Source organism: Acaryochloris marina S15 (assembly GCF_018336915.1).
GTDB lineage: Bacteria > Cyanobacteriota > Cyanobacteriia > Thermosynechococcales > Thermosynechococcaceae > Acaryochloris > Acaryochloris marina_A.
In genome coordinates this window covers 2623864-2649761 of sequence record NZ_CP064923.1, presented here as the reverse complement: position 1 = coordinate 2649761, position 25898 = coordinate 2623864, and the positions used below count along the sequence as shown (strand labels likewise).

Below are 25898 nucleotides of genomic sequence, written 5' to 3'. Positions count from 1 at the left end.
AAGAAAATATAGTAACATGAAATATTGCTAAAATGTGTAATATTTACGCTTGCTATGATGCTTGATGGGTAAAGTTGAGCTTTGAGAACAGATAACTGTAGGCCCAATGTCCACCAACACTTTAGATCTAATGCCCTAAATCACCCAGTCTTCAAAAACTTAGTCTCCACAGTATTTTTGAAAGTAAAAAGGAAGAATAACCCCATAAACAAAATGCTTTTGTCATGTAGAAAGCATTGGATAAATTGCTAAGGCGCAAACTTCAGCCACAACCAATCTGTCAGTATTTGAAAAACCTAAAAGGTCTTACGTTCAGCCCATGGCTTACGCCGTGGACGTTTGAAAGGTTTGGGGCTTTTAGCTGGATTGGCAAGCTCATGGGCTTGCTTCGATCTATGAGTTGTTGAGGAGTCGCTGTTGCTTTCCCCTCGCATGGTGAGCGTTACCGCATCACCTTCCCGTGTCCTTTGCAGGTTTTGGGCTGGCTCCGACTGTGGACCGCCGGAGTGGAAACTGGACGCTTCCAAAATTTTAGTCGGTGTGGCTTCAGGCTCACATGCTACCAATTCTATCATGCGATTTTCTCTGTCACTGGCTTTCGAAAGAATTAAGCTGATAAACTGACCAACTGAGGCTTCCTTCGACTGATAGTTGATGATACGCTGATCTTCTCTACCATTACGTAGATATTGCTCGTTGTCTTCACTCGGTCGCGGCAAGGGTCGTGCGACAACCTCTTTTGGATTGACTTTCTTGATCGCTATATGCTGATTAGTGTCCACTAACCAGCCTGCAATATAGTGCTGTTTGTTGCGCTTGGCTTTAGTTTTCTGTCGTTCCGCGTTACTAATCTTTTTTTGAATACGGTGCCAGTTTGCAGAACCTAACATCATCTGCGATTGTTTCTGCTTGAGGCGAATAATTTTGCTAGTCAATCGCCTCAAATCAGGATGCTTAGTCTGCACGCCATTGGTCGTGCAGCATAGTAGATCTAAACCTACATCCAAACCTATTGGTTTGGGCCGAGGATTACCAGGATTCACTACTGAGCGGACCGCGATTTGGAGATAGAATTTATCCCCGCGTCGACAAATCCTAAAGACTCCAGGAGTACAAAGGTCATTAATCGCCTGTTGTAATTCTCGCTTCTCTGACAATTCTCTCAATTTTGCAATGGCCTGTGTGACCTGGCCCGATTTCTTGATAACGCATTCAGCATGATTGATAGCTTTTTTGATATCTCCCGTTATCTTCTCTGGCATTGGAATATCCCTCTCCAGCCATCTAGCCACACTCAAAAATGCATCCCGCTCATTCAGCTTTTTGGCTAGTTCTGGGTAGCGGTCGGGATACTTTGCCATCTGCACTTGCTGTCTAATCATGACACTCCCCAATCGAACAGAGAGGGCAGGAATACCGATCCAACCTAGGCCAGGGAGCTGCAACCGATCTGTAGCAAAATCAATTTTGGCTTGGGCGCGGAAAGATTCACAGGGAATGGTGTTTACCCGGTCACACTTGCCTTTATATCGAGGTCGTCTAATTTCGGGTCTGTTCGGATCTAATACCAAATCCGATTTATATAACTCCGATATAATTCATAATTAGAGAATGCCAAGAAAACTGTATCTCGAACCTCATTTTTCGCCTGAGGAGCTGAAGTCTCATTATCGGGCCAGCCAAGACCCAGTAGAATCGCGCCGCTGGCATCTGCTGTGGCTCGTCAGTGAGCAAACAAAGCTAACTCAAGCAGCCCAAGTGGTCGGTCTCAACTACGATTACGCCCGAGAAATTGTTAGAGAGTATAACCGCAATGGAGCTAATGGATTACGCAACCGACGCAAAGATAAACGACCTTACCAATCTCGCAGTCTCCTGACTCAAGACCAATGTGCACAATTGTCGACTCGTCTCCAAACCCCACCTGCCGACGGTGGTCTATGGAACGGGCCAAAAGTAGCACAGGTCATCGCCCAAATGACAGGAGTTGAGAAGGTTTGGCCCCAACGAGGTTGGGACTATCTCAAGCGATTGGAGCAGTCCCTTCAATGCCCACGTCCTCATCATCGTAAAGGCGACCCAGAGGCACAAGCCGCCTTTAAAAAAACTGCCTGAGTGCAAAGCAGAATTGGAGCGACGCTATCCTGATGCTCAAGTCGAAGTGTGGTCTTTTGATGAACACCGCTTAGGCCTTAAACCCATCATTCGAAAGATCTGGGCACCTGTAGGTCAGCGTCCGATTGCTGAGGTGGACCATCGCTACGAATGGGCCTATCTTTATGGATTCGTTCACCCCGCAACAGGCGACACTGAATGGTTCATTCTGCCTCGGGTGAATGGAGAATGGTTTAATCAAGCCCTGCAAAGCTTTGCTCAGCAAGTTGGAGCGGGACAGCACAAACAGATTCTTCTCGTTCTAGATGGTGCAGGATGGCATACCTGTAAAAATCTGGTGGTACCTAAAGGCATTCATCTGAAGGTTTTACCTCCCTATTCTCCAGAACTACAGCCCGCTGAACGATTGTGGCGGCTAGCGGATGAACCAATCGCCAATCGATGCTTTGAGACCCTCGATGCTCTCGAAGATGTGCTCGAGGAGCGCTGTCGAACTTTAATGACCATGCAATCAGACATTAAAGCTCTCACTTACTACCATTGGTGGCCAGTTTGACCGATGAGATATTTCAGGGGTTAATAAGTCGGATTTGGTATAAATAGTTGGCCCAGGCTTTAGTGACGACCAGGCTGATGAAGTCATTAACATAGACCTGGGGGATATCACCTAGTTTGTCGTAGCGCTTGCGGGCAAATGGTTTACGCAGGTCTACGGCGCTATAGCCAGTGGTAAGGGGTTCTGTAAACCAATGGGGCTTGACCAGAGTACAAGCAGGTCGATACTCAATATTCGCCCCATCCCAGGATTTGGTCTTGTCAATGCGAGCCTTGATACTACAATCGCAAGACATTGACCACTCATCTCCAACTTTAGTGACGTTGAGTTGGACAGGGGTGCAATAATCTGGGTCAACCTCAAGGACTTTTTGCAGTCGGTTGTAAAACTGCCGCCACTCCAACAGAGCTATGCCTCGGTTGAAGACATGTTTAAGAGTATCCATCCACTCAGTAACTTTGGTTTGTTGTGATGAGTCGAGATAGAGTGGGAATTCTATTGTTTTCATTGCTCCCCTTCACTGCTTTTTCAATGTATCAATACAATAAGTGTCCTTCACCCAAAAAAGTGGACAGGTAAGTATAGCTACCAGCAAGCATGGTAGCACCAGATTTATTCTCATGAATTTGAAACAGCTCTGCCATCAAATAATCTGTAGTATTCCAATAAGTCTCTTCATATCGAGCCTAGGCTCCAGTGATGCTCAAGAACAGTTGAATAAGCAGAGTACTGAAGGGATAACCCTGGCTTTGCTGTGGTCCTTGTAGGGAGCATGTCACCTTTGCAAGCTAGTATTTATACTCATTTCAAAAACCTTGCTAGCTTTGCTTTCGGACATCAAATTTTTAATTCCAAATTTTGTGCATCTGCAAAGGTGACATGCTCCCTACTACGCCCCCCTCAAAGCCTTAAACAGAAAGTAGTTGTGGTTAATTTTGGATATTCTCTCAAAGCCTTATGTAGCAAGATTTATGCTATTTTCGATTAAGTTTAATATTCTCACTAAATTCGGCCTCCTTCTTCTAAGTCAGTATTATCAAAATCAATCTCTAGCCAAGAAATATCTAGATTTTTATTATTAATAGAGTTGGATTTATTACTTAAATAACTGGATTCAACTTTATTAAAATAATTAAGAGGTCTATTCAAATTATCAGACCGAAAATTATGCTTCTGTATAAAGATTTTTGCTAGGAAAGAGTTTTTAAGTTTTTTTTCAGTTGTCATATCAATTTGTCCTAGCGAAAAAATATGAATGATACTTTGTAAGTCTTATCGAAAAAACTCTTACTTCAGGGTTAAAAATCCCAAAAAGAAACTTCAAAATTATGGTAAATATATATTTATATTGTTAATTAAAGTATATTTAAAGTCAGCTTTTCAATAGAAACGGAAAAATTTAGCCGCTAGGGATAAAACTATCCCATTTAGGACATTTAGAAAATAATGAGCTTTTATCTTGAGAACTTTATGAGAGAAGAAGATGTGTTTGTATATTTTGATTAGGGCAAGCTATAGTATAAAACTAAGAATATAATTACCATTTCAAGAACTACAATGGCTAATTATAGAAAAAGCTTACAAAGATATTTATTTCATCTATATTCGGAAAAAATTAAGAGCTTAGAAAAATTAGTCTGCATAGTCTAAAAATATTTGTAGTGATTAAAAAAGAGTATTTGGTCTACTTTTAATAGTAACCAGAACCTAAGTCAGAGAAATCACTTGAATTCTCTTTATCTTTAATATTTAAGGGAAGTATTATTTTTAGGTACTGCCCTTTTAGCAGAAACTATAAGTTCAAAACTCTTTTTTCTATATACTTCAGAATTAGTGGAGAAAATAAATGCAAGTACCTATTGAATATTGGTTAAGGAAATCAATCTCTTCTTAAGGGACCAATGTCCTATGTTTTTGAAGAGTATCCTTGTAGAAATTACTTACATTGGTAAATTAAGTTCCTTATTGATACGATTTTTTATGAAGTGGGGAACAACAGTTGGTTCATGTCTGTAATTATTTATATATCATGAAATTATATTCTTCAGACAATTCACGTTAACTAAGTTTACAAAATGCTTGAACGCAGTGGTAAGCATCGTAACTGGGATTAGCGTTCAAAAGGTCTGGGTTTAAGGAACAATTTGATAGAGTGCAGTAGGTCACTCTACTCCTTAGGTGATTTCCTGAAAAGAAGTTCCGTACTAAATCGGATGAATTAGGATGCTGCTCGCCTGACACATCTCTGTATCGCTATCTCTATATGGTTTTGCACTGTAACGAGCGAATTCGAGAGAACCAGATTTTATCGTAGTACTTCTTTCGAGCTTTCTTGGATGCAAAACACAGTTGTGGGTCATTAATAAGTAGGGGAACTGGCATTAACAATGGACGCCCTTTATTGACGACCCCCTGGAGCCATCGCAGTCCAATTTTGAGATAACTGATTCCCCGTCGCCAATGTGGATCCACTTGCTCACGCAGTCCTTCAATTTGAACAGCCATCCCGTGAGTGGTGCTAAAAAGCAATGCTACTGCAGCGACCAAGTAAAGCCGTTCAAGGGCATCAGCACAGCGAATTTTTGATTCTTCCAGTTCAAAAGCTCCAGATTTGCTATCGAGAAATAATTCCTCCACCCGAAACCTCAAAGCATATTGCCACAAGGTCTGTAGAGTGGGTGATTCATCAGTAATCACAGCCCATGGCTCTTTCACGCCTCGGATATTTGCCAGCACTAGATCGCAGCGATATATACCATCTTCCCAAAGACCCACATTCCGATACAAGACTGCTTCACCTTTAGATGGCCACAGCCTGCGGACTTCTCTTGGACATCGACGTGGACCATGGAGGATGACATCACAAGGGATACGCAAGCAGTAATGCCAATGGCTCTGCTGTAACCAGCTCATCAGTTGATGATTAGCAAAACCACGATCTGCCAGCAGCATCACATCTGGATGCTGCCGTAATAACCAACGGGCTCGTCGCAGTAGCGGTTGATATTCCTCAAATGCTACTGCTGCACTCTTATGCTCTAACACCAGCCATAAAAACGGCACTGCTCTGCCACAGCAGACGACCGATAGATGAATCATGCAATATTGATTCCACAAAACCGTGGTATCCAACGCCAGATAAAGACGATGGGATTGCCAATCCTTGAGCGCTAGCAGGACCAGAGGCACATATAGTTTGTTGATATCAATGCGTTTATTGGATATAAATCGTTGCCAGCGACGCTCGACACTCTGGGCTTTTTTAGCTCGACTCGGAACATAAGATTCCCAGGCAGACAAGCTTAATTGACCACTACAGATTAATGCGCTCACCATCCACGCAAGAGCAATGAGATGACGCAGATCTCGGTAATGGCTGTATTGACGCAGAAAGGAGAAAAGTTGACTATAAATTGGGGTGGAGTTAGACATGTGGGCAAAGCTGATTTTTGGTTGAATCTAGCTTCACATGTCCTCTTCACCTTTCTCCCGAAAGTCTCTTAAATAAAGGTTTTTAGGTACTTATGTCAGGCAGGCAGATTAGGATGTCCCACTTGGGTAATTGAGGATGTCTCTCTAATCGTTTCTCAATGCCTTTCATTGCTTTTTGAGTGAGTGAAATCCCTGTTTCATAACACTTATTTGTCAAAGTTATAACGGGGTGATTACCCTTCCAAGTCATGGTACTAGTTAGCGTTCAAAAGGTCTGGGTTTAAGGAATAATCTGATAGAGTGCAGTAAGTCACTCTACTCCTTACTAGCAGGTTATTTGATGGGTCATTTGTGCATCTCCATTGCTTGGGTTGAAAACGATACTCCTACCTCCCCATTGAGTGAATCGAGTGGTCGTGCATCAAACAATTGTGGGGTAGGTGAGTATGTCATCCCAATGCCAAGCTCGCGAGGCTAGATCAGCACGTTGTGCCGCCGTTGTTTTAAGCCGACTGTGTGTCCAAATCCAATTGAAATAGCTGACCACTAATCGAGCAGTGACTTTGGTTTGCGCCCACACTTTGCCAAATTTGTTCTGGCGTCGATGCCATCGACCACTGTGCTGTCGAATAATGCCATTGGTGCGTTCGAGTCGTTGAGTTCTGTCCTTGCCAATGTAATGGTCAATCTCCCAAGGCAACACTCTTTCGTACCCCCCCCAATCGTCGCTATTCCAGTCCTTGCAATCGGTCTTACCTTCAGTGCTAGTCACCAGTTCATTCAATAATGAATCGGTGTGCTTGCCCACACGACACGAGAGGATCACGCCGCTTGTGTTTGCCAAGGTAATCGCCATCCAACAATCACCCATCTCTAGCTCATGGGGAAGACAGTGTTTTTGCTTTTTTTCACAAAGGACCACATTTCATCTGCACTGACATCCTCCGTTTCAACGGCTTGCACTTGACCATTATGGAGTTGCTGAGATCGTTGGCTAGCAGCTCTTACTAGAGAGACTACAGTGTTGTAAGCCAGGCCACTGGTCCGAGTGATACCTCGAAGACTACTCCCTTCTGCATGGGCTTGGAGGACTTGTCGGACCTGCTCTGGACTCACCTGACGACGATAGTAAAGGGTATCAAAGCGTTCAGTAAAGGTCTGCTGGCACTCAGGACAACGGTATCGTTGAAGCATGTTGGGCATCTTGCCATGCTTGTGTGCTTTGGAATGACCGCATAGTGGGCATTGCATGGGTAGGTTAGAAGCTGAGCTGAGCCTCTAGTATACTCAACCCACAATTACTTGAGGCACGACCGAGTTAATCGGATAAGGATTTTGTAGCTTTGTAGTTTTACCTTGGACTGTGGGGGCAATTTGTTTCAGGTATTGCTGCTGTTCATCGGTAAAAGTGATAGATGCAGGCCATTGTGGCTCGCCTCGTCCTTCCACCATTTGCAATGTCGCAATCGCAACCGATAAGGCTAAGACGGTGAGGCGCTGAATTGCTTCACCCGATTCGAGTTGCGTCGATTCAAGATCTAACCCCGTCTTCTTGAGTTGCGCGAAAAGCCGCTCAGTCTGCCAGCCATAAAACCCCTATACAAACACACCGTATCGCCTGCCCAATTATCGGAATAAAGGGGTTACTGCAATTAGTGAAGCTAGTTGCCAGAATGAAAGCAAATCACTTATCAGCTCAACAAGAAGGTTGCGAATGTCAGAGCGAAACGAGTCCCCCCGTCAAATTTTCTAAAAACAGAGAATCTGTGGCTAAGCTTGCCTCATCCCAAACGCCAGCGATTAGTCTGTATCCTCAGTCAGATGTTAAAGAGCCAGATGGTGGCCCAAAAACAGAGGGAGGTGAGCAATGAACTCCAAGATTGAGCTAGGAATATGGACATCAGAAAAACTTCAGCCCCATCATCTAGAACGGTTAGCCATCGTGTATGTACGTCAATCAACCTTACAGCAAGTGGTGAATCATCAAGAATCGACTCGACTTCAATATGGTTTGGTCCATCGTGCTGAGACTTTGGGCTGGAACCGCAAGAGAGTGCTGACCATTGATGATGATTTAGGCAAATCTGGTAGTAGTGCTGAAGGTCGTGTCGGTTTTCAACGCTTGGTTACTGAAGTTGGCCTCAATCATGTTGGCTTAATCTTAGGTATAGAGATGTCGCGTCTTGCTCGCTCATCTAAGGACTGGCATCAACTATTAGAAATTTGTGCCTTGTTCGGAACGCTGATTGCAGACCTTGATGGCATCTATGATCCCAGTCAGTATAATGACCGTCTCCTGTTGGGGTTAAAAGGAACCATGAGTGAAGCAGAGCTCCACATTCTCAAACAGCGATTGGTTCAAGGCAAACACGCAAAAGCTCAACGGGGAGAATTAGGCTTTAGCGTGCCTATTGGTTATGTCCGTCATCCTTCTGGAGTCGTTCAATTTGACCCAGACGAACAGGCTCAGCAAATTGTAAAACTCATCTTCCGAAAATTTGAAGACCTCGGTACACTCCACGGTGTTCTTCGCTATTTAGTAACCCATCAAATTCAAATTGGAGTCCGGGTACTATCTGGTGCACATAAAGGTGATCTAGAGTGGCGACGACCCACTCGAGCAACATTACAGTGCTTACTGAAAAACCCTGCTTATGCTGGGGCATACGCTTATGGTCGCAAACAAATTGATCCTCGAAAAAAGAAAGCAGGACGTCCCCGTACGGGATCAGTCGTTCAACCCCCTGAGAATTGGTTGGTATTAATTAAAGACCATCATCCTGCTTACATTGGTTGGGAGCAATACCAGCGGAATGTCTCTCAACTACAATCTAATCGAAACCGTGCGAAGGAAGTTGGGGTAGCACGCCCAGGAACAGCGCTGCTATCTGGCCTCCTCAGATGTGGCAAATGTGGTAGCTATATGATGATCCACTATCCACAAAAGGGGCATCATCAGTATGTCTGCCGCCAAGAGGCTGTCAATTATGGCGGTGTTCTCTGTCAAAGTTTGTCAGGACCTTGTTTAGATATATACGTCTCCAAACAAGTGTTGCAGGCATTAAAACCTGCGGCCTTAGAATTAGCACTTGCTGCGACGATGCATTTAGAGCAGGACCATTTAGAGCTTAATCAGCTTTGGCAACACCGCTTGGAGCGAGCTACATTTGAAGCGGAACGAGCAGGCCGACATTATCGTTTGGTCGAACCTGAAAATCGATTAGTCGCTCGACAATTAGCTCAAGACTGGGAAGCCAAATTACAAGCACATCAAGATCTTCAACAAGAGTATAACCGCTTCTGTTCCCAGCAATCTCAATCACTATCCGCTGATGAGAAACAGGCCATTCGGCAACTGGCTGAAGATTTACCTGCACTTTGGAAAGCAGAAACCACTACACAAATTCAACGCAAAGAAATTATTCGGCAAGTGATTCAAAACATCAGCGTGAATATCATTGGCAAAAGTGAACACGCTCAAGTGGTGATTGAGTGGGTAGGAGGGGACTCCACCCATGATCAAATTACCCGTCCGGTTGCCCATTGGACTCAGCTAAGTTTCTATCCCCAACTATGTGAAAAACTAGAACAGTGTGCTGAAGAAAACTTGAGTACAGATGAAATTATTGATTGCCTACACCAAGCTGGATTCCATCCCCCCAAACGTCGCCAAACGTTCAACCGACAAATTGTCCAGACGTTGATGCGGCGCTTAAGCATAGGTTCTCATCCTGTTATGCATAAACGAGCTGCTCTTGGAGAGAATGAGTGGTGGCTGCCTGATTTAGCAAAACATTTAGAGATGCCAAGGGTCACACTTTACCACTGGCTCAGACGGGGATGGGTCAAAGCACGACAGCAGTCTGAACACTCTAGATGTTGGATTGTCTGGGCTGATCAGGCAGAAGTAGACCGATTGAAACGTTATCGACAATCCCCTGTAGGTGAGACTCTAAGGCAACGATGGAAAGGCGAAGTTCCCGATATAGCTATCTGTCCTGATGGAACCGAAATTCCCAAACTGTAAAATTCTTAAGGTAAAGGTCTTATGTCACAAAATTATTCTTCGTCTATGCGACCTCAACGGAAAAACTCTGATGTCTATAGGGGCATCAAGGCTGGCACATCTCAATTCTCCACCTGAATTTGTACCATTCCAGAATTTGTAGCGCTTGCTCAAGGGATTCCACCGTGTGAGTGGTCAATAAGCGCCAATGAATCGGGTTCTGACCTTTGGGCGTTGTCTGTTCTACCGCTTCGATGGCATACAGTTGAATACTCGGTGGATAGTCCAATTCCTTCAAATGTTCAGGTCGTTGAATTTTGACTGGAGCACAGCGGATCAGTAGCTTTGCATCTCTAGCCATCCGCTGAGTACGGGATTCGTACTCAATCGTAATCGTGGTAAATCCAATCCCCCACCGTGATTTGAGATATCCATAGAGTGATTTGGATTGACCTAGCAGACGACGGTCTTGACGAACCCTGACTAGGAGATGATTGAATGCATCGGGAACCGTTGCCCACTCTTCATATAAGTCCGATTCTCGGTCACCGATATGAGTGACCAGGCTAGCCCCTCCTGTCTTCAGACAGTGTTGACTTCGCTCAGCAGATGCTAACCATTTGAAGGATTCTTTCTCCTCAATCGGCAGGTTTTGATATCCTCCTCTATCTTTGACGGTTGGACGATTCGGGTCCCGAGTCCACAGTTGAAGTGCACTCAATCCTAACGGGAAACCAGTCCCTGCATCTAAGGCGAGGGTCGGGTGAATAAAAAAGCCCACATCGCGATCATTGCCGACAACACCCAACTCTTCTAGCTTTAAGCGTCCTGAATGAGATTGTAAGTTGACCTCACTTGTATCACTGACGGCTAAAACGTGTCGTCCTTTGACTTGTTGCTGGCAGTGGTCACAGAGGCTTTTGACCAACTCAGATATGGACACGTTTTCATTCTCTAAGAAGCGATAGAAGCCCACTTGCTCTGCGCGACCTTGGCTGATTTGACGGATGCTTACGCTCTGATGGTGATGAATGGCATCGAATAATGAAGCCCCCTTTTGAGCAAACGAAGGTCGCCAAAGGTAGTTCCATTAATCAGTTCTTCGTGCACCAAAATAGGATTTTCCATATCTATGAGGATGCTCTATACGACTTCACTACAGTCTAATTCAGACTTGTGTGTACACCGTAGGACCCCGAGGCTATAAAAATCGGTCAGCTACCTGGGTCACCATTGTCCATACATTTCCAACTTGTCTTACTGGTCGGAAACCATTCTGAAGATATAGGTTTCGGGCCGGGTTATCTTTTTCAACGCTTAGGCTTATGTATTTGACCCCTTGTTCACACGCTTTTTGTTTCAGAGTAGATAATAAGATGCTTCCGACACCTCGTCTCCTCCAGTCCAGGCAAACCGCAATCTTTAACTCTGGAATAACATCACTGACATAGCCAGAAGAATGATGATTATTGTTCCAATAACGATACCACGCAGCGCCCACCTGTTCACCAATAAGAGATTCAGCAATCACAGAAATATCTCCCTCACGGCCCCAACCTTCAATCAAATTAGCGATTCCAGGTTGTGATAGTCCTTTTTGTAGAGAAGGTCGGATCTCGCTCAGATGCCAGTTAGCTGCCTCTAATGACATTTGGCTTAGAAAAGGTAAATCTTGTAGTGTTCCCTCCCGGATAAAAATCTGCATAATAAGGCTTTAACAGTTATATTCCTTTTTAGGCTTGCCAACTTTTTTTCTTTATATCAAAATCTTTTCGTGCCCTACAGCCCAAACTAAATGAACACAAATCCATAGCATTAAAACTTTTGAGAATTTTTTTCGGTTACATGAACAATCTAAAAGCTCTAAGTAATTCAGATAAGTGTATTAATCATAATAAGCTGTGGTGTAAATACAGCACTGGTCTCTTAGCAGGATCAATAAGTTTAAAACTCTTTTGGGTTATGGGCTTCAAGGTAAATATACTGCCAACGGCTGAGGGCTTAACATTTTAGATTGAGCTATAACTCTCTCTAACAAGGGATTTGAAGCTCATGAAAAAAGGTTACTGCCCAGGCTGAAGCATTTGTAGCACAGGAGTTCCAACAAAAATACTTCTAAGTGAATCAAGTACAGGGATATCTTGCTTTCTCAAAGTCGAAATATAACCGCGAATACGGCAGAACTGCTGGGCACCCGCCAAAGAGCGGAAGCAGCCTGAGATCTTCTGCTTCAATTTCATCATGCGAATATCCCGTTCAGCCTGATTGTTATCAAAGGGAACCTGGAAATCATACATAAAGGCCAGGACAGCAGATTGGTACTTCTCAAATCGGTCGAGAAGGTTTTTCGGTGTACTTTGTTTTTTCTTGCCTCGTTTCTTAGGTGCGTTTTCATCAACTGGCAGGATTGGATTACTCTTGAATCCATCGGCTAATACTTTTCGGTAACGCTGCTCAAACATCTCGATTTGTTCTGTGCTGAGAGCTTTTAAGCCTTCAGCATGAGCACTCTCTACCTGAGTTTTGATGTCCACCAACAATGTCATCATCTCTTCAGCCCAAGGTTGCTGATAGTGCTCAACGACAAAGCGTAACTCCCGCAAATGATGAGCATTGCAGAGACCATGAGCACAATCATAGGTGGCGTAACTCTGCCAACCATCATGAATGCTAGTGCCCGTAAAGTTCGGCAGAATATCCATTTCGTCCATCGCTGCTTTTCCGCGTTTGGCATGAACAAAGTAGTAGGTCAACCCACGCGTACAGGCGACATGTAGCCACCATAGCTTGCTGTTCACCCGCAGGCCTGTCTCGTCAAAATGCCCTATTGCTGCTTGCTCAATACCGTCTTTGATCTGTACCTCAATCGGTTCTAATTTCTGAGCACAGGTTGTACGGGCATTGCAGAGGGTTCCTTCAGAAACCTGGCAGCCAAAAACTTCTTTCAACAGGTCACTCGTTCGCTCAAACGGCAACAGTTGAGCGTCCAGCAAGTACACCATCAAGCCTTTAAGGCTGCTGCCATACTGAACTACATTGGTGACATCTGCAGGGAATACACCCCGACTCAAGGTTTGACAGTGCTCACAATATTTGACTTCTGCTTGATGCTCAATCACCTGTAATGACAAAGGGGGTAATTCATGAATCTGCCTAAGGTCATAGTTGTGGGCTGCTACTTCGGTTAAAGAGGCACCACATTCTTGACACTGAGTCACCGGATGTAAAACGACGGCATCGACGGTATCACGCCATTCCAATGTGCGACCAGGATGACCTTTTTGCCCGCCACTTGTGCGTTTACTCTTACCCCGTAGACTTTTTGTCCGCTTCCCAAAGCCATCGCCTGAGGGTGGTTTACTACTGTTACGACTATCCTTGTCAAGACGTTCTTCTAGTCGCTCTATCCGCTCGATAAGACGGGTGACTAGCTCAACAACTGCATCCTCACCTTGATGGTAGATTGCTCGAATATCAGATTCACTAATTTTCTGATCAGAGACTTTCTTGTTCAACGGAAGATAACGGATTGATTGCTGTTGTGCTTAAAACATAGATCCAGAGAGAGTTATAACTTCATTCTCAACACAATGATTTAAGCCTGGGCAGTAACGAAAAAAGTAAACTTTCAACTCGTTCTGAGTATAACCATAGAGTACTCAAATGAGTATTACATAGGCGCTACGGAAATCTAGATCCTCTTAAGACACCAGTGCCTGGAGATCAATTTTGGGTAGTCAGGTGAGATTATCTCAGCCCCTCTAGTTAAGTGAGGCTTGAAAAGGTTCTACTGAAGGGAGTGATAAGCCAAGATGCTCCCATGAGAGAGAAAAAAAGGCCGTTATTGCACTACGCACCTTGCTTAGGACAGTTCTTGCACTTAAAGCTTAGTATCTAGTGCTCGACCACACTGAATTGGATGGGGAGGCTAAAAACTATCTAGCTGTTTTTAGCCTCCCCATCATGGCAGACAAATATATTGTGTCGCTAACCCCTGAAGAACGTAGTGAGCTCTCAGTACAGGACAAAAACTTGAAAGCGTAGACAGAGATAGGGTTCCATGGAGATAACTACCCCTCACAATGAAACCCTATGAATCAGGTTACTCTTCTTCGTCAAACCTTGCAGCCCCACTTGCGATGGCATGGTGCTCGATTGAGCTTTGTCGCCTTATTTTATAAGCGTAAATATCGCGTATTAATATAGTTTTCCGTTATACTCTAATTCTTGTAGAGGTTAGAGAGCAGCGGTGGTAGATGGATTACGAATTTAGAGTAATAGTCGAGAAAGTCTCTGTCATCAGCTAGGAAGTCGTTAAACGAGACACTCTAAAAATCTATGACATTAAACAACCAAAGTCCATTCTAGATCTTGGATTGCGCCATGAAGAGCAAATTTCGCTTCTTTCAAAAGTCCAAAGCGCACTGTTAGCTGAACAATCTACCCTCATCGACATCGGTCTAAAGCAATGTACTAAATGTGGCGAGAAACTCGGAAAGCTTGGTTTCATGTCATCTACCTTTCATGCCGTCTTCAGCGACCATAAGCTCCGCATTCAAAAGCATCGTTGCAAGAACCCAGAGTGTCGGTGGCAAAGTACTCCAACAACGATCAGTGTTTTTGGCACAGATACTCATCCTGACTTAGTAAAACTGCAATGTGAGAATGGTGCCCTGCATAGCTATCGAGAAGCCCAGGATAATATGGAGCGGCTGAATGCTCAGCGCCGGAGTGTGAATAACCATGTCCAAATCAAAAACGTGACCAATCAAGTCGGTGAGCGTTTATCTCAAGCGAACACTACCCCTCCAGATCAAGAAGAGTTACCCACCCCGGCAGCAGAACTCATTGCTCAAGTCGATGGGGGTCATATTCCTACCAAAGATAAAGACAAGCGCAGTTTTGAAGCCTTATCTGGCATCGTTTATCGTCCTAGTGCCATTGAAGTAGTTGATAAACATCATCGCCAAATTACGGAAAAGACTTGTGTTGTTTCCGCCTTAGAGGATGAGTTGCAAACCATCAAGACCTATCTGCATCATGCGGCACTTAAACAAGGGATGACTGCAAAATTGCGCGTACTTCGGCGGCGAGTTGCATGTACCTCGGCGGCAAAATCGCATGTACTTCGGGCTCTTGTCCGATACTTTTGAGTTCGCCAACAGTATCCGAAGGTTTTCTTTACGGATCCTAATAACGCGATTAGGACGCAATACAGAGCAATGGTTCCGAGCGAAACCGTAACTTTCTGTTCAAATGCTCCCGCTTGTCCTGCATGAATAAATTCGACTTAGTGTTCAGGGTATTCAACATATAATGCATAGACTATTTTCTTTTTTTCTTTTTCTTCATGCCAACGCATTCCCAGCAAGCAAGCAAGTGTAACCATATGCGCAGGCTCTTCAATTTGGGTTAAGATGCAACCCAAGATAGCAGACGATATTAGTAAAAAACGACCAAATTCATCTACACATATTTTGCGCCAGACAATAGAGCACAAGTAGATATATGAGAAAAATCCAACAACACCTATATCTCCCCAAATGCCTGCCCACGTAAATAATGGAAAGTAAATGGTAGACTCTCGAGGCAAGTATGAAATATCCACAATTGCCCATACATCTTTTGTCGCAGCATGAGTCGTGGCACCAAGTGGAAGAAGTAAAGTGGCATAATCTCGCATTACCCATCCACCCAAGCGCGTAACAGTATGACCTGGGCCAAGACCAAATAACCAATTTAGAGATGATACGAAATAGCGGGGAATAATTCGAAAAGCTGAAAATTTTGTCCATATAGCCAGCCCATCAAATCCCCAAATATCACGATTTATCCAGTTTTGATATGGCTCTAATAATTCTATATTAATATTTAATAATATCCAAGCTACAATGAATGTTAAAACTATTATGAATACAATATGAAAGACTAGTTCGAATAGATTTTTAAGCCTTGTAAGTAGTAAGATTCCATAACCAAATGCTAAAGCAATAAAAACTTGCTTCGAATCTGATACTTGAATTTGGTAGCAAGCAGCGAGTAGTAGGAACATGCGTAGCCAAAGTGGCACTTTCTTATAATAAAAAAAAACATAAATAGCAAAATAAAAAGAGATTGTACACGAAACATAATTAGCTGCACTGCCTCCACCTCCACCAAATACGCCAGTTATGTTGTCTGCGAAAGTTCCACCTTTAGGTTTAGGATAGATACCTATTGGTAATAGTACAGATTGAGCTAAGGCAAGTAATAGATTAAATAGAGCAAAACCCAGTAAATACTTTCTAAATCGATGAAGAGACTTTCCTGCCATAGGTATTGATATTATGGCTGCGAGCAATAGAAATGCTTCTATCTGAAATAGGAATTGCAAAACTATATTAACAATTCCTGCATGATTTAAAATTGCACTAACAAGAGTTATTGTTAGCAGAAATGCCATCCCAATCATAAGATCCCAAACAAGATTTATCTGTTTTCGAATCTTGACACGAGTCTTAAATAATACAAGTATTGAAATACTTGGAATGACTCCAAAGTGAATGAAATTAATAGCTGATGGAGCACCAAAAAAAGACAATAAACGAGGGAAAAATGCTGTCGCATATCCGATCAATATTAATACTGAGCTACTAATAAGCCCTATTTTATATTCCCGTAAATAATTCTTCATTCTTTGAATAGCTTCTGCTATAGCGATCTGACGTGAGTTGTGAGAATTATATTCAACCTAAATGGATACTGGTAAAGATTTCAGCCTCTCTACATCTCACGATTGATTTCAGATTGCTATATATTCTCATTAAATATTTTTTAGTAGGAGATATTTCGAATTCCATCAGAAATAGAATTCAAAATATCTATTTATATTGATTGAACAATGCTTAATACCTCATTAAAATAAACGATGAATAGAGACTGCTTTTTTGCATTTAATCTGTGCTATCCAGAAACTAATATTAGTAAATTACAAGAATATTTAGAGTAATAAATTTGAAATTCTGATCTCTATATCTCAAAAATTGAGTGCAAGTTAGTAAATAAGATTTTAATAATACATCTAGATATAACTAATACAATTTAATTTTGTAATAAAAAACTGTTGTATAAGTTTTTAGGGACATTATTGCGCTTTGACCGTGTCTTCGTATAGCTTATCGAGACATTCACCAACAACCTTCCAGCTAAAGTTTTTATCCACTCGTTGGCGACCGGCCTTACCCATCTTGATTCGTAAATTTGGGTCGTGTGTAAGTTTTTGCATTGCGACCGCAAGATCACCAATCACTTGCTCGGGTGATTGAGCCGATATCTTAAAACCAGTGTGTTCAGTCACCTGAATTGCTGGTCCACCCAAATCGAGACAAATCACGGGTCGCCCAGATGCCATCGCTTCGATACAAACCCAACCGCCTGAATCATGCAAGCTCGGATGCACCAGAACATGGCTTTGGGCTAATCGTTTGAGCGTCTCTTCACGAGGCAATCTCCCCCAGAATTTGACTTGATTTGCTACACCACAATACTGGGCAAGATTCTGGAGTGCATCTAGTTCTGGCCCTTCACCCACAAGCCAATACTCAGCATCAGGCAAATCAGCCTTAGCGAAAGCCTGGATGCCTAAGTGATAGCCTTTCCAGTGCAGTAGACGGCCCATGCTAATAAACCGAATCGGTTGTGAAACAGAGAGTGGACTCTGATTAAGATCGGCAATTTCTGCATCTAATAGTCCCACTTCCGGAATGATTTGGACCTCAGTTGCGCCCATCCGATGAAGTCGTCTAGCGGTGTCATCAGTGGTAGCCCGAACAACTGAACTATTCCGAATTGTCAAACCAACAAGGGGATCTCGCTGGCCAATATTGCGAACTAAATCTCGAGTCAGCTCGTATATACGAGCATTCAGGCTAAAATCCTTCCAGAAAGGGAAAGGTGCTGATTCTCCCCCTCCGACAGGCCCCCATATGAAAGGGACAGGCAAAAAAGAGAGCAGGCTGGGTGCTGAGTATTTTACGAAGGTGACATGATGCGTAACATCAAATCCAATTTCTTGGTGCAATTGCCGTGCAACGAAATAGGCTTGGATTTGCCATAGATAGTAGTGGATCTGTATGGCTCCTGAGTGGCCAAAACGCATACTATCTTGCCAAAACGGTAGGGTGAAGTAAACGAAATGTAGATTAGGGATAGGATTTGCTGCTAATTCGGCCTCAATCGCATCTTTGCTTTCATCGGGCCGTGTCAGAACCCAGACTTGATGGCGTTTAGCAACTTCGCATGCTACATTCCAGCCTACACCCCGTTCCGAGCCTCTGCCAGGTTCGCATGAATAAGCTGATAGGAGTACTTTCATTATTATAGAAATATCAAGAACTGTTGATATAAGATGTATGAGTCTAAGGGATTGGAGTGGTGGAGATTATTTGTGTTCTATTTAGGTATTGGCTTTGATACGGTCAATGGCTTCAAGAAAAGCATTGACTTCACAGTACAAGTTTTGTTCACCAAAAACCTCATAAGATCGTTCTCGATACTGCTGGCGGGTGCCAGGCTCAGTCATTCCCAAGATAGCCTCAGTGAGGGCATTTACGTTGCCGCAGGGATAGACTAGGCCATTATATCGATGACGAACGGTATCACTGTACCCCCAGTTGCCACAACGATCGCTTAGGATCGGAGGTGTGCCAGATGCCATTGCTTCAGAGATAACCAGCGGATGCGGATCAATCCAGGAGGTAGTGATAAAGACATCAAGGGCGGCAAAATAGAGCGGAATTTTGGATTGATTAACGAAACCGTAGTTAATCACTTCGCCATTGAGTTCTGCAATACGCTGATTAATCGCCGATTCGAGATCGCCTCCCCCAAATAGAATGCCGCGAATACGCGGATCATGCTGATGAGCCTGTGAGATCGCTTCAATAAATTCGAAGGGATTTTTGCGCTCAATGTATTTACCCATAAAGCCATATAAGATGGTACTCTCATCCCAAATTAGCTCTTTACGGATGCGCTGGAGTTCTTCTGGTTGGTTCGAGATAGTTTGCTGGAAACGATCTCCATCAATGGGATGGCAGCCTCGAATAATCTTCGTATCATTCACGCCGTAATGCCGTAAATGAACTTCGTTATGATCACCACATGAGAGCCAATAGTCAGCCAGATTATTCATCCAAGGGTAAAGGAAAGACATTGTAATGAGGCGCATCCGACTGTAGCGAGCGTCAGACATGATGCTCGCATCATTCTGCATGATGAGCGGAATGCCACGCATCTTGCACAAAAAAGCAGTTAGCCTATAAGAATAGTTGACAAAGCTCTGCATGAAAACGGCATCGCAGTATTTAGGACTAATCTGACGAATTAATGCTGGGCTGAGTACTGTTTTCTTCCGTTGTGTGGGAACGGAACCTGATAGATCTTTAAGGTATTCATAGTTGTAACCGCCTAGCAAATCAACGTCCCAGGCTTGAGCAGCCTCACCTAAAAAGACATCACCACTGCCCTGATTCTCATCAGAGAGGTATAAAACCTTTAGATCGAGATTAGGTTGCTCACTCAACTTTCGCCACAGAGGACCATGATGTTGAGTAGGATGAGTAAAAACAATGCACAGATGGAAAGGATTAGTCATATAAAATATTTGATTATAAAATCAAACTCAAAAATATACTCGAAAAACTGAAAAATCAGTTTATTTAGAATCTATTTTTTATATCAATAGTCATGTTATGTATCTCACAAAATCGATCAAAGCCAACAAGCTATCTTGTCGTAATTTTTTTCATCAGCCTTACCAGTTATGATCTTGCTCATAGCCCAGATGAATTAAAAGTTCGCCTGCAACTTTCTTGAACTCAGTTTTATGGTTTTCTGTGAAGTAAGTTTTCCACCCTCCAATACTACCTTTTCCACCTTTTTGAAATGTGTGAGAGTCATTTGGATTAAGCACATAAGATGCAAACTGATCCTTGACTTTCCGAGTGGGGATTGAAATAGAAAGATGATCTAAGATCTGCTCAATTCTTAGAAGCCGTTTATCTTCCGAACCACCGCCTCGCTCCCCGACTAAGTCTTCAAATTTAATGGATAGAGTTCCAGGATCGGTAATCCAACCACTCCAGCGTCGGAAATCAGAACCGATATCAGGCTGAGAAGCGTTAGAGCTAAAGGGGCTACCAATGGGAACTCCCTTAATCGAGTACATTAATTGTTGATCAAAGGTATCTTCTGCAATATAGAAATTATGCAGAAAAATACGCTCTTCATTCGTCACCCAACGGGCATGAGACACAGCAACATCTCGTAGGTCACGATAGATAAACAGTGTTTTGCAGTTAAAATCTTTCAATATTTTGAAAATTTCATCACAATACATTAAGTGGCTTCTTACAATCGCGTGATTGGGAGCTGAACCCACTTTCCAGCGTATGTGATCGACTGTATTCATTACACCGCAAAGGGCCTGTACTGAGACGATATCATCCCACTTATGTAGTCCTGGAATAGAGTAAAGAATTTGATAGAGTAAATGTGTTCCACTTTTGGGATAGGAATTACAGAGAACCAGAGATTTGTCAGGATTACCCTGTAGCTGGTTGACCAGTTTGTCCTGCCAGTATCGGGTTGCAAAAATCAAGTCTCTGCCGTGTAAGCGAACGACATCTTTTAGCTGGTAACTCACGTACTAATCTCTCTAAATACATCAATGCCTTGATACCTTAAGATCAAGGATATTTTCTTTATTTGCTTCCTTCGTTATCAGGCAAACCCATCATCTTTGTATAAAACTTGCTCATAAATATTAGCGACTTGCTCTGCTGTATCCTCCCAATTGAACTCCTTGGAGCGTTTTAAACCCCGTTGAACAAGGTCTTGACGTTCATTTGGATGATGGTACAAGCGCTGAATTTCGGTTGAGATCGCATCAATATCCATAGGATCTGTCAAAATTGCAGCGTTACCAACGACTTCTGGAATAGAAGTCACATTTGTAGTGATTACTGCTGTTCCACAGGCCATAGCTTCGAGAGCAGTCAAGCCAAACCCTTCATAGAGAGAAGGAGCTAGCAAAATATCGGCTGAATTGTATAGCTCAACCAGCATTTCTTTATCTGGTTGTCCCAAATGAGCCACACAATTGTTTAAATGATGTGTATCAATAAATTTTTTTTGTTCAGCATTAAAATCAGCCCCCACTTTCCAAAACAATAAGGGAATATCCTGTGCCCGCAAAATGACAATGACTTTAAGGATCGTCAGAATATTTTTGCGTGAGTTGTTAGATCCAACGTTTAATAAACACAGTGTATTTGGCGTGACTCCCTGTTGTTGGCGAAATAAATCAATCTTCTCCTGTGGAAGAAATTGAAATGTTGAATCAACTGCATTTGGAACAACTGTAATACGATTTGGGTTAATCCCTAAATGCTCTACCGTATCTTGTTTAGTATGAGATGAAACCGCAACGACATGATTAGAAACCCTCATTCCTTGAACTGCAAATTTCCAGGCAGTCATGCTAATAAGAGGGAAACTAGACCGACCTTTAAAGGTTTCTGGCTTAATAAGATTTATCAGATCATGGCAGGTGACGACATTAGGGATTTGATAATGATTCAGCCAATGGCTTAAATAGCCATCACTTTGGTCGATGATATGGCATATATCTACATCTAAATTCTTAAAAGAGCGAGGATACTGCCAAAATCGTTCGTAGTATTTTTGGTAACCTGCCATTAGACTATGCTGCCTAAAGCTTGATACACAAGAGGTGGGCGATCGCTCGATAATATCCCAGTCAGGCCTAACCTGCTGTAAGCCTTTGATGAGGCTATTGGCATAAACATCCATGCTAAAGGTGACCTTGGGGGCTCTGCGTAAAATTGCGACGCGCATATTGATTCTCCTGTTAGCCTACCCATGATCGTTGGAGGTCTTCAATTAGTGGTTCGAGCGCTGGAGAGTGACCAAATAGCTTTCTCGAATAGTCAATCAGCGTCGGCGTGCACGCCAACGCTCGAAAGCGCGGGTCATCAGCAAATTGTTTCCAGCGTCTCAGAACATCCATTTTAGCCACCTGTCCGTTGAATCCAGTTCCGTCGAAGGAGCTACCAATGCCGCCCGCCCGCGTCACCTCGTTGAAGCCCTCATCAGAGAATTCAAGCCCCAGCTGTCCAGCAATCTGTTGGCGATAGGCTGCATTAGCAAACCAGTCGTTATATTTAATTACAATCTTATTGTTTTGGAGATGCTGGGTCTCTCCTAAGCATTCTTTGGCATATTCAATCCAGAGTTCCGGCAGGTTCAGCCGATGCGAATAGACCTGCATGAGGTTAAAATTTCTAGCTTTTTCTCGAGGCTTGTTACCCTTGAGACGACTGGCCAAAAGGTTGAACGGATCTCGGATGATGATCACGTCGATTCGTTCGTGGCTCTTACCTAAGTAAAGATTGTGCCTTGTCTCGAAGGCAGGGTGAGCTACTCGCTGGATTTCCTGGTCTTCGTAGCTGTAAACCAGGCAGTCCTTGTGTGAAAAATGGCCTCTGGCTTCTTCCTCCCACCATTCGATATTCTCACACCGCCAGCCTTTTAGGTCACCATGTTGTGCCAGAAACAGCTGGTCGCGGTATACATTTCGGTAAGGGTTCTCCTTGATCCGACTATGGTTGATGAAGACATGGTTCTCCGGCAGCTGCTTGCAAATCCAGTTAATGACCGCATGGTTCCCAGACCGCCTTAATCCCAGGACTCGGATCTCTTTTTCATTGACAACTTCGGCCTGCTGCCGACCAACCGCCTGCCAACCTCTGATCGTATCCTCGACGGCATCTTGAATCTTTTCTCTGGATCGCCGGGTAAGATAGCCTAGCCTTTTTGCAGTTATCGTGTTCATTTTAGACATCAGTATGAATAGCCGAAATAGTCAATTTCTTTCGAAAACATCTTCTCAATTGCATCCCGGTCTTCCACATCTAGCAAGTCGCGGTAGCTCTTTTTCTCCTTGCGAAAATTGCTCTTGCTCCGCAATAGCCTGAGTGGCTTTGGCAGACCTAGCGTTTTAGAAATTTCTAGGATGTCTCCGTTGAGATTCTCGAAACGTCCGATTCTGTCAGCGATGATCTGGTCTTCTATGGTATACAGGCTCCAGCCTTTAACTTCGCTAGCTTCTCCAGAGTGGATAAACTCTTTCAGTGAAGGCCGTGGTTCTGACTTGTAGGTCCAGTAGTACCAGGAAATCACTTTATCCCAGGGATTCCGCTCAAACGAAAACTTGTAGTAGTTGTTCCAGATCTCAGCAGGAATCAACCACTTTATTTCCTCAGCACTCATATGGTGATAGAACATTTTTCGATGACCCTTGACGAGTAGCTTGCCCCAATCTTTAACCGTATAATTTTTGAAATCGACGTAGTAGTTCTGCGCGCCTCGGGCAGCATGTTTTTGGCGTGTTTGCTCATCTTCGATTACTAGGGGTGTGATGATATCGTCGTCGCCACAGTACTTAGACAACGCAATCTCTATGCTCGTCCCAGCTGTTTTCTCGGTTTTAATAAATATAAATTTATGCTTATGTGAAATAATCATTTATAGTTCCCAATTGCACGCTCAGCTGAATGTCAACCTAGCTAACTAGCGATCGCATACGGTTGATGGTCTGGTCAATAACTTTGGGTCGCAGGTGCGGAGCGTATAGCCAAGTGATGCCTAACTTGGCGAGCGGTCGCGGCATAAAGCCCACCCAGAAAAATAAGCCGCTATAGATGACGCGTTTCTGAAAATTGTGGCTGGAGAACTTCCACAGGGCACGAATACCCCAGTGGACAAGCTGACTAACTTGATCTGTAGAGACTGGGTGATCTTGAGGTTCCAACCGTAGCGACGCCAATCGCGACCAGATGCGCCCCAACGATCTCTGCTCCAAGTCCAAAGAAACCGATTGTTTTTTTTCGGCAGCCCGCTGCTTCAGCAGAGCAAAATTCAGCAGATCGTGCTTGACAAAACGCCGAAACCGGCTACCTGTGACAGTTGTTAGTGCCCACTGGTTGCTGTCATGTACGCGATAAGCGCCTATAGGGTCGTTGATACCAGCTAGCTTGCCAGCATAGAATGGTGTTGAAATCATTAGATAGTCGTCAGCGGTCGTTTTGTATTTATCTGGAATGGGAAAGACAGGTTGCAATGTCTCTCGGCGGTAGGCATTGCCACTCATCGGTGAACTAACGTAGCTACTGGTTTTCATCAAGTCTCTCCAGACTTCACCTTTGGCCAACGCCATTCCCACTGAAGGGATATAGTAGCCGAGCGGTCGGCTGCTGCTGTCTACCACCTGTAACCGAAAATGCACCTTACCGATCCCCTCCTGAAACGCTGTGACGACCTGCTCAACTGCCTCAGGTCGTAGATAGTCATCGGCATCTAGGAAGAGAATTATTTCGCCTTGACTAGCCTCAAAGCCCGTGTTCAGCGCTGCAGCCTGCTTACAGTTAGGCTGAAAGATCGCGCGAATGCGGTCTCCGTAGACCTCAATTAAGAAGCGGGATCCGTCTGTGGAGCCATCGTCAACTACTAAAACCTCTACATTCGGATAAGTCTGTTCCAATGCACTATTGATAGCCTCAGCAAGAAATTGTTCGTAGTTGTAGTTGTTAATGACAATACTGACAAGAGGTGAATCGCTCATAAGGCTTTCTCTTGATGAAGGCTGACACTGGTCCGGTTCAAAAGCGGCCGGATTCGGTTCAATATCCATTCCACAGACTTAGGTCGACTTTCCTGAGCAAGCAGCCAGCTAATTGCCGGTTTAGCAATAGGGACGGGTAGCAGGCCGACGACAAAAAACCAGAGGGTGACCACCAACTGCTTCTGGCGATTGAGATCAGAGTAGAGCCAGGTCGAGCGGATACCGTGGTACATGAGCTTCAGAAGGCTATCAGATTTAACCGGATGCTGTTTACGGTCGAGACGAAAGGATGCCAGTCGCGCCCACAGGTGAGTATTAGTACGAAAGAGCAGGTCAACAGGTACTTCATAACCTGAAGCTTGAGCCCTATTAAGAATAAGGTCTCGTTTTCGTAAATCGTGCTCGATGAATGATCGAAACTTGCTGGCGTTTATCGCATTGCCCCAATTGTTGTTGCCGTGAACTCGGTATGCGCCCAGTGGTGTTTCAATTGCGACGACCTTACCGTAGAAGACAATACAGGTTGCAATGTAACCGTCTGCAGAAATTCGGTACTTGTCGGCTGGAATGGGGAAAATCTTGTCAAGTGCTATTCGGCTAAAGGCATTCGCACTGGTTGGTGCCACACCGTAGACACCCCGCTCTAGTAGTTTAGTAACGACATCACCTCGACCTAAATACTCACCTCGAGACGGATAGGTATAACCCAGCGATTGACCATTAGCATCGATGCCGTTGAGCAGATAGTGGACCTTAACGGTTTCAGGTTGCCAGACTGCCACGATCCTTTCGACGGCTTCAGGAAGTAGCAGGTCGTCGGCGTCTAGAAAAAGGATGATCTCACCCTTGCTCGCGTCAAAACCAGCGTTAAAGGCTGAGGCCTGACCACCGTTCTCTTTTAAGACAGTCTGAATACGGTCTGTGTATCGGCTAATAATCTTTCGCGAGGCGTCTGTCGAACCGTCATCAACAACGAGAACTTCTGTGTTTTCATAGGTCTGAGCACAAGCGCTATCGATAGCTTCCGCCAGAAATCGTTCGTAATTAAAATTATTGATGATAATGCTGACAAGAGGTCGGCTATTCATAGGATATTATTGAGTAAC

General features: G+C 43.8%; 22 protein-coding genes and 1 pseudogene. 4 read left to right on the top strand and 19 right to left on the bottom strand.

What is annotated here, in order from left to right; translation table 11 throughout:
* Positions 1–296: 296 nt before the first annotated feature.
* The gene (locus I1H34_RS12635; RefSeq protein WP_212665918.1) at positions 297–1571 is read right to left on the bottom strand and encodes a transposase; all 1275 of its coding nucleotides are present in this window, start codon (positions 1569–1571) and stop codon (positions 297–299) included.
* 40 nt (positions 1572–1611) lie between these two features.
* On the opposite strand from I1H34_RS12635, the gene I1H34_RS12630 reads away from it, so the two are divergent.
* The gene (locus I1H34_RS12630) at positions 1612–2115 is read left to right on the top strand and encodes a helix-turn-helix domain-containing protein (protein WP_249369539.1); all 504 of its coding nucleotides are present in this window, start codon (positions 1612–1614) and stop codon (positions 2113–2115) included.
* A 13-nt stretch (positions 2116–2128) separates the two neighbouring features.
* Positions 2129–2671: an IS630 family transposase gene (locus tag I1H34_RS12625; protein WP_212663263.1), complete on the top strand. Its 543-nt coding sequence runs from the start codon at positions 2129–2131 to the stop codon at positions 2669–2671.
* A gap of 13 nt (positions 2672–2684) precedes the next feature.
* On the opposite strand, the gene I1H34_RS12620 is transcribed toward I1H34_RS12625, so the two are convergent.
* The 6 genes from I1H34_RS12620 to I1H34_RS12595 all read right to left on the bottom strand — a co-directional run bounded on the left by I1H34_RS12620 (position 2685) and on the right by I1H34_RS12595 (position 7555).
* On the bottom strand, positions 2685–3179 hold the full coding sequence (locus tag I1H34_RS12620) for a hypothetical protein (RefSeq protein ID WP_212665917.1): 495 nt from the start codon (positions 3177–3179) through the stop codon (positions 2685–2687).
* A 494-nt stretch (positions 3180–3673) separates the two neighbouring features.
* Positions 3674–3898, bottom strand: a complete 225-nt coding sequence (locus I1H34_RS12615; RefSeq protein WP_212665916.1) for a hypothetical protein — start codon at positions 3896–3898, stop codon at positions 3674–3676.
* A gap of 1032 nt (positions 3899–4930) precedes the next feature.
* Positions 4931–6103 carry a transposase gene (locus tag I1H34_RS12610; RefSeq protein WP_212665915.1) on the bottom strand — a complete coding sequence of 391 codons (1173 nt, stop codon included), beginning with the start codon at positions 6101–6103 and terminating at the stop codon, positions 4931–4933.
* An 82-nt stretch (positions 6104–6185) separates the two neighbouring features.
* Entirely contained in the window at positions 6186–6353 is a 168-nt protein-coding gene (locus I1H34_RS33090; RefSeq protein ID WP_212665914.1) for an ISAzo13-like element transposase-related protein, read from the bottom strand.
* A 171-nt stretch (positions 6354–6524) separates the two neighbouring features.
* Positions 6525–7354 (bottom strand): IS1 family transposase gene (locus tag I1H34_RS12600; protein ID WP_212662238.1). Its coding sequence is split into 2 segments (ribosomal slippage): positions 6525–7010 and positions 7013–7354, totalling 828 coding nucleotides; the frame shifts between segments, so codons are not numbered across the junction.
* 36 nt (positions 7355–7390) lie between these two features.
* Positions 7391–7555 (bottom strand): hypothetical protein, encoded by a 165-nt coding sequence (locus tag I1H34_RS12595; protein WP_212665913.1) that lies wholly within the window; start codon positions 7553–7555, stop codon positions 7391–7393.
* Positions 7556–7970: 415 nt separating this feature from the next.
* Between I1H34_RS12595 and I1H34_RS12590 the strand changes: the two genes are divergently transcribed.
* Positions 7971–10130, top strand: a complete 2160-nt coding sequence (locus tag I1H34_RS12590; protein WP_212661570.1) for a recombinase family protein — start codon at positions 7971–7973, stop codon at positions 10128–10130.
* Between the two features lie 85 nt (positions 10131–10215).
* On the opposite strand, the gene I1H34_RS12585 is transcribed toward I1H34_RS12590, so the two are convergent.
* The 3 genes from I1H34_RS12585 to tnpC all read right to left on the bottom strand — a co-directional run bounded on the left by I1H34_RS12585 (position 10216) and on the right by tnpC (position 13597).
* Positions 10216–11052, bottom strand: a complete 837-nt coding sequence (locus tag I1H34_RS12585) for an IS4 family transposase (protein WP_212661571.1) — start codon at positions 11050–11052, stop codon at positions 10216–10218.
* Between the two features lie 258 nt (positions 11053–11310).
* Positions 11311–11814: a GNAT family N-acetyltransferase gene (locus I1H34_RS12580; RefSeq protein ID WP_212665912.1), complete on the bottom strand. Its 504-nt coding sequence runs from the start codon at positions 11812–11814 to the stop codon at positions 11311–11313.
* A gap of 358 nt (positions 11815–12172) precedes the next feature.
* Positions 12173–13597 carry an IS66 family transposase gene (gene tnpC, locus I1H34_RS12575; protein WP_212666244.1) on the bottom strand — a complete coding sequence of 475 codons (1425 nt, stop codon included), beginning with the start codon at positions 13595–13597 and terminating at the stop codon, positions 12173–12175.
* A gap of 768 nt (positions 13598–14365) precedes the next feature.
* Here tnpC and I1H34_RS12570 point away from each other — a divergent pair.
* Positions 14366–15190 (top strand): annotated as a pseudogene (locus tag I1H34_RS12570) (ISKra4 family transposase); the annotation flags it as partial.
* 209 nt (positions 15191–15399) lie between these two features.
* Here I1H34_RS12570 and I1H34_RS12565 read toward each other — a convergent pair.
* The 9 genes from I1H34_RS12565 to I1H34_RS12525 form a co-directional block, all read right to left on the bottom strand.
* Entirely contained in the window at positions 15400–16782 is a 1383-nt protein-coding gene (locus I1H34_RS12565) for a hypothetical protein (protein ID WP_212665911.1), read from the bottom strand.
* 450 nt (positions 16783–17232) lie between these two features.
* On the bottom strand, positions 17233–18462 hold the full coding sequence (locus tag I1H34_RS12560; RefSeq protein WP_212665910.1) for a glycosyltransferase family 4 protein: 1230 nt from the start codon (positions 18460–18462) through the stop codon (positions 17233–17235).
* An 81-nt stretch (positions 18463–18543) separates the two neighbouring features.
* Complete coding sequence (locus tag I1H34_RS12555) at positions 18544–19743, bottom strand: glycosyltransferase family 4 protein (protein WP_212665909.1); 1200 nt, start codon at positions 19741–19743, stop codon at positions 18544–18546.
* 159 nt (positions 19744–19902) lie between these two features.
* Positions 19903–20793, bottom strand: a complete 891-nt coding sequence (locus I1H34_RS12550; RefSeq protein WP_212665908.1) for a sulfotransferase domain-containing protein — start codon at positions 20791–20793, stop codon at positions 19903–19905.
* Between the two features lie 77 nt (positions 20794–20870).
* Entirely contained in the window at positions 20871–21848 is a 978-nt protein-coding gene (locus I1H34_RS12545) for a glycosyltransferase family 4 protein (RefSeq protein ID WP_249370063.1), read from the bottom strand.
* A 172-nt stretch (positions 21849–22020) separates the two neighbouring features.
* Positions 22021–23013, bottom strand: a complete 993-nt coding sequence (locus tag I1H34_RS12540; protein WP_212665906.1) for a hypothetical protein — start codon at positions 23011–23013, stop codon at positions 22021–22023.
* A complete protein-coding gene (locus I1H34_RS12535) occupies positions 23013–23696 on the bottom strand; it encodes a sulfotransferase family 2 domain-containing protein (protein WP_212665905.1) in 684 nt (227 codons plus the stop codon). The genes I1H34_RS12540 and I1H34_RS12535 overlap by 1 nt, the downstream gene beginning before the upstream one ends.
* A gap of 37 nt (positions 23697–23733) precedes the next feature.
* Positions 23734–24792 carry a glycosyltransferase family 2 protein gene (locus I1H34_RS12530; RefSeq protein ID WP_212665904.1) on the bottom strand — a complete coding sequence of 353 codons (1059 nt, stop codon included), beginning with the start codon at positions 24790–24792 and terminating at the stop codon, positions 23734–23736.
* Positions 24789–25880: a glycosyltransferase gene (locus I1H34_RS12525; RefSeq protein WP_212665903.1), complete on the bottom strand. Its 1092-nt coding sequence runs from the start codon at positions 25878–25880 to the stop codon at positions 24789–24791. The genes I1H34_RS12530 and I1H34_RS12525 overlap by 4 nt, the downstream gene beginning before the upstream one ends.
* Between the last annotated feature and the right edge of the window lie 18 nt (positions 25881–25898).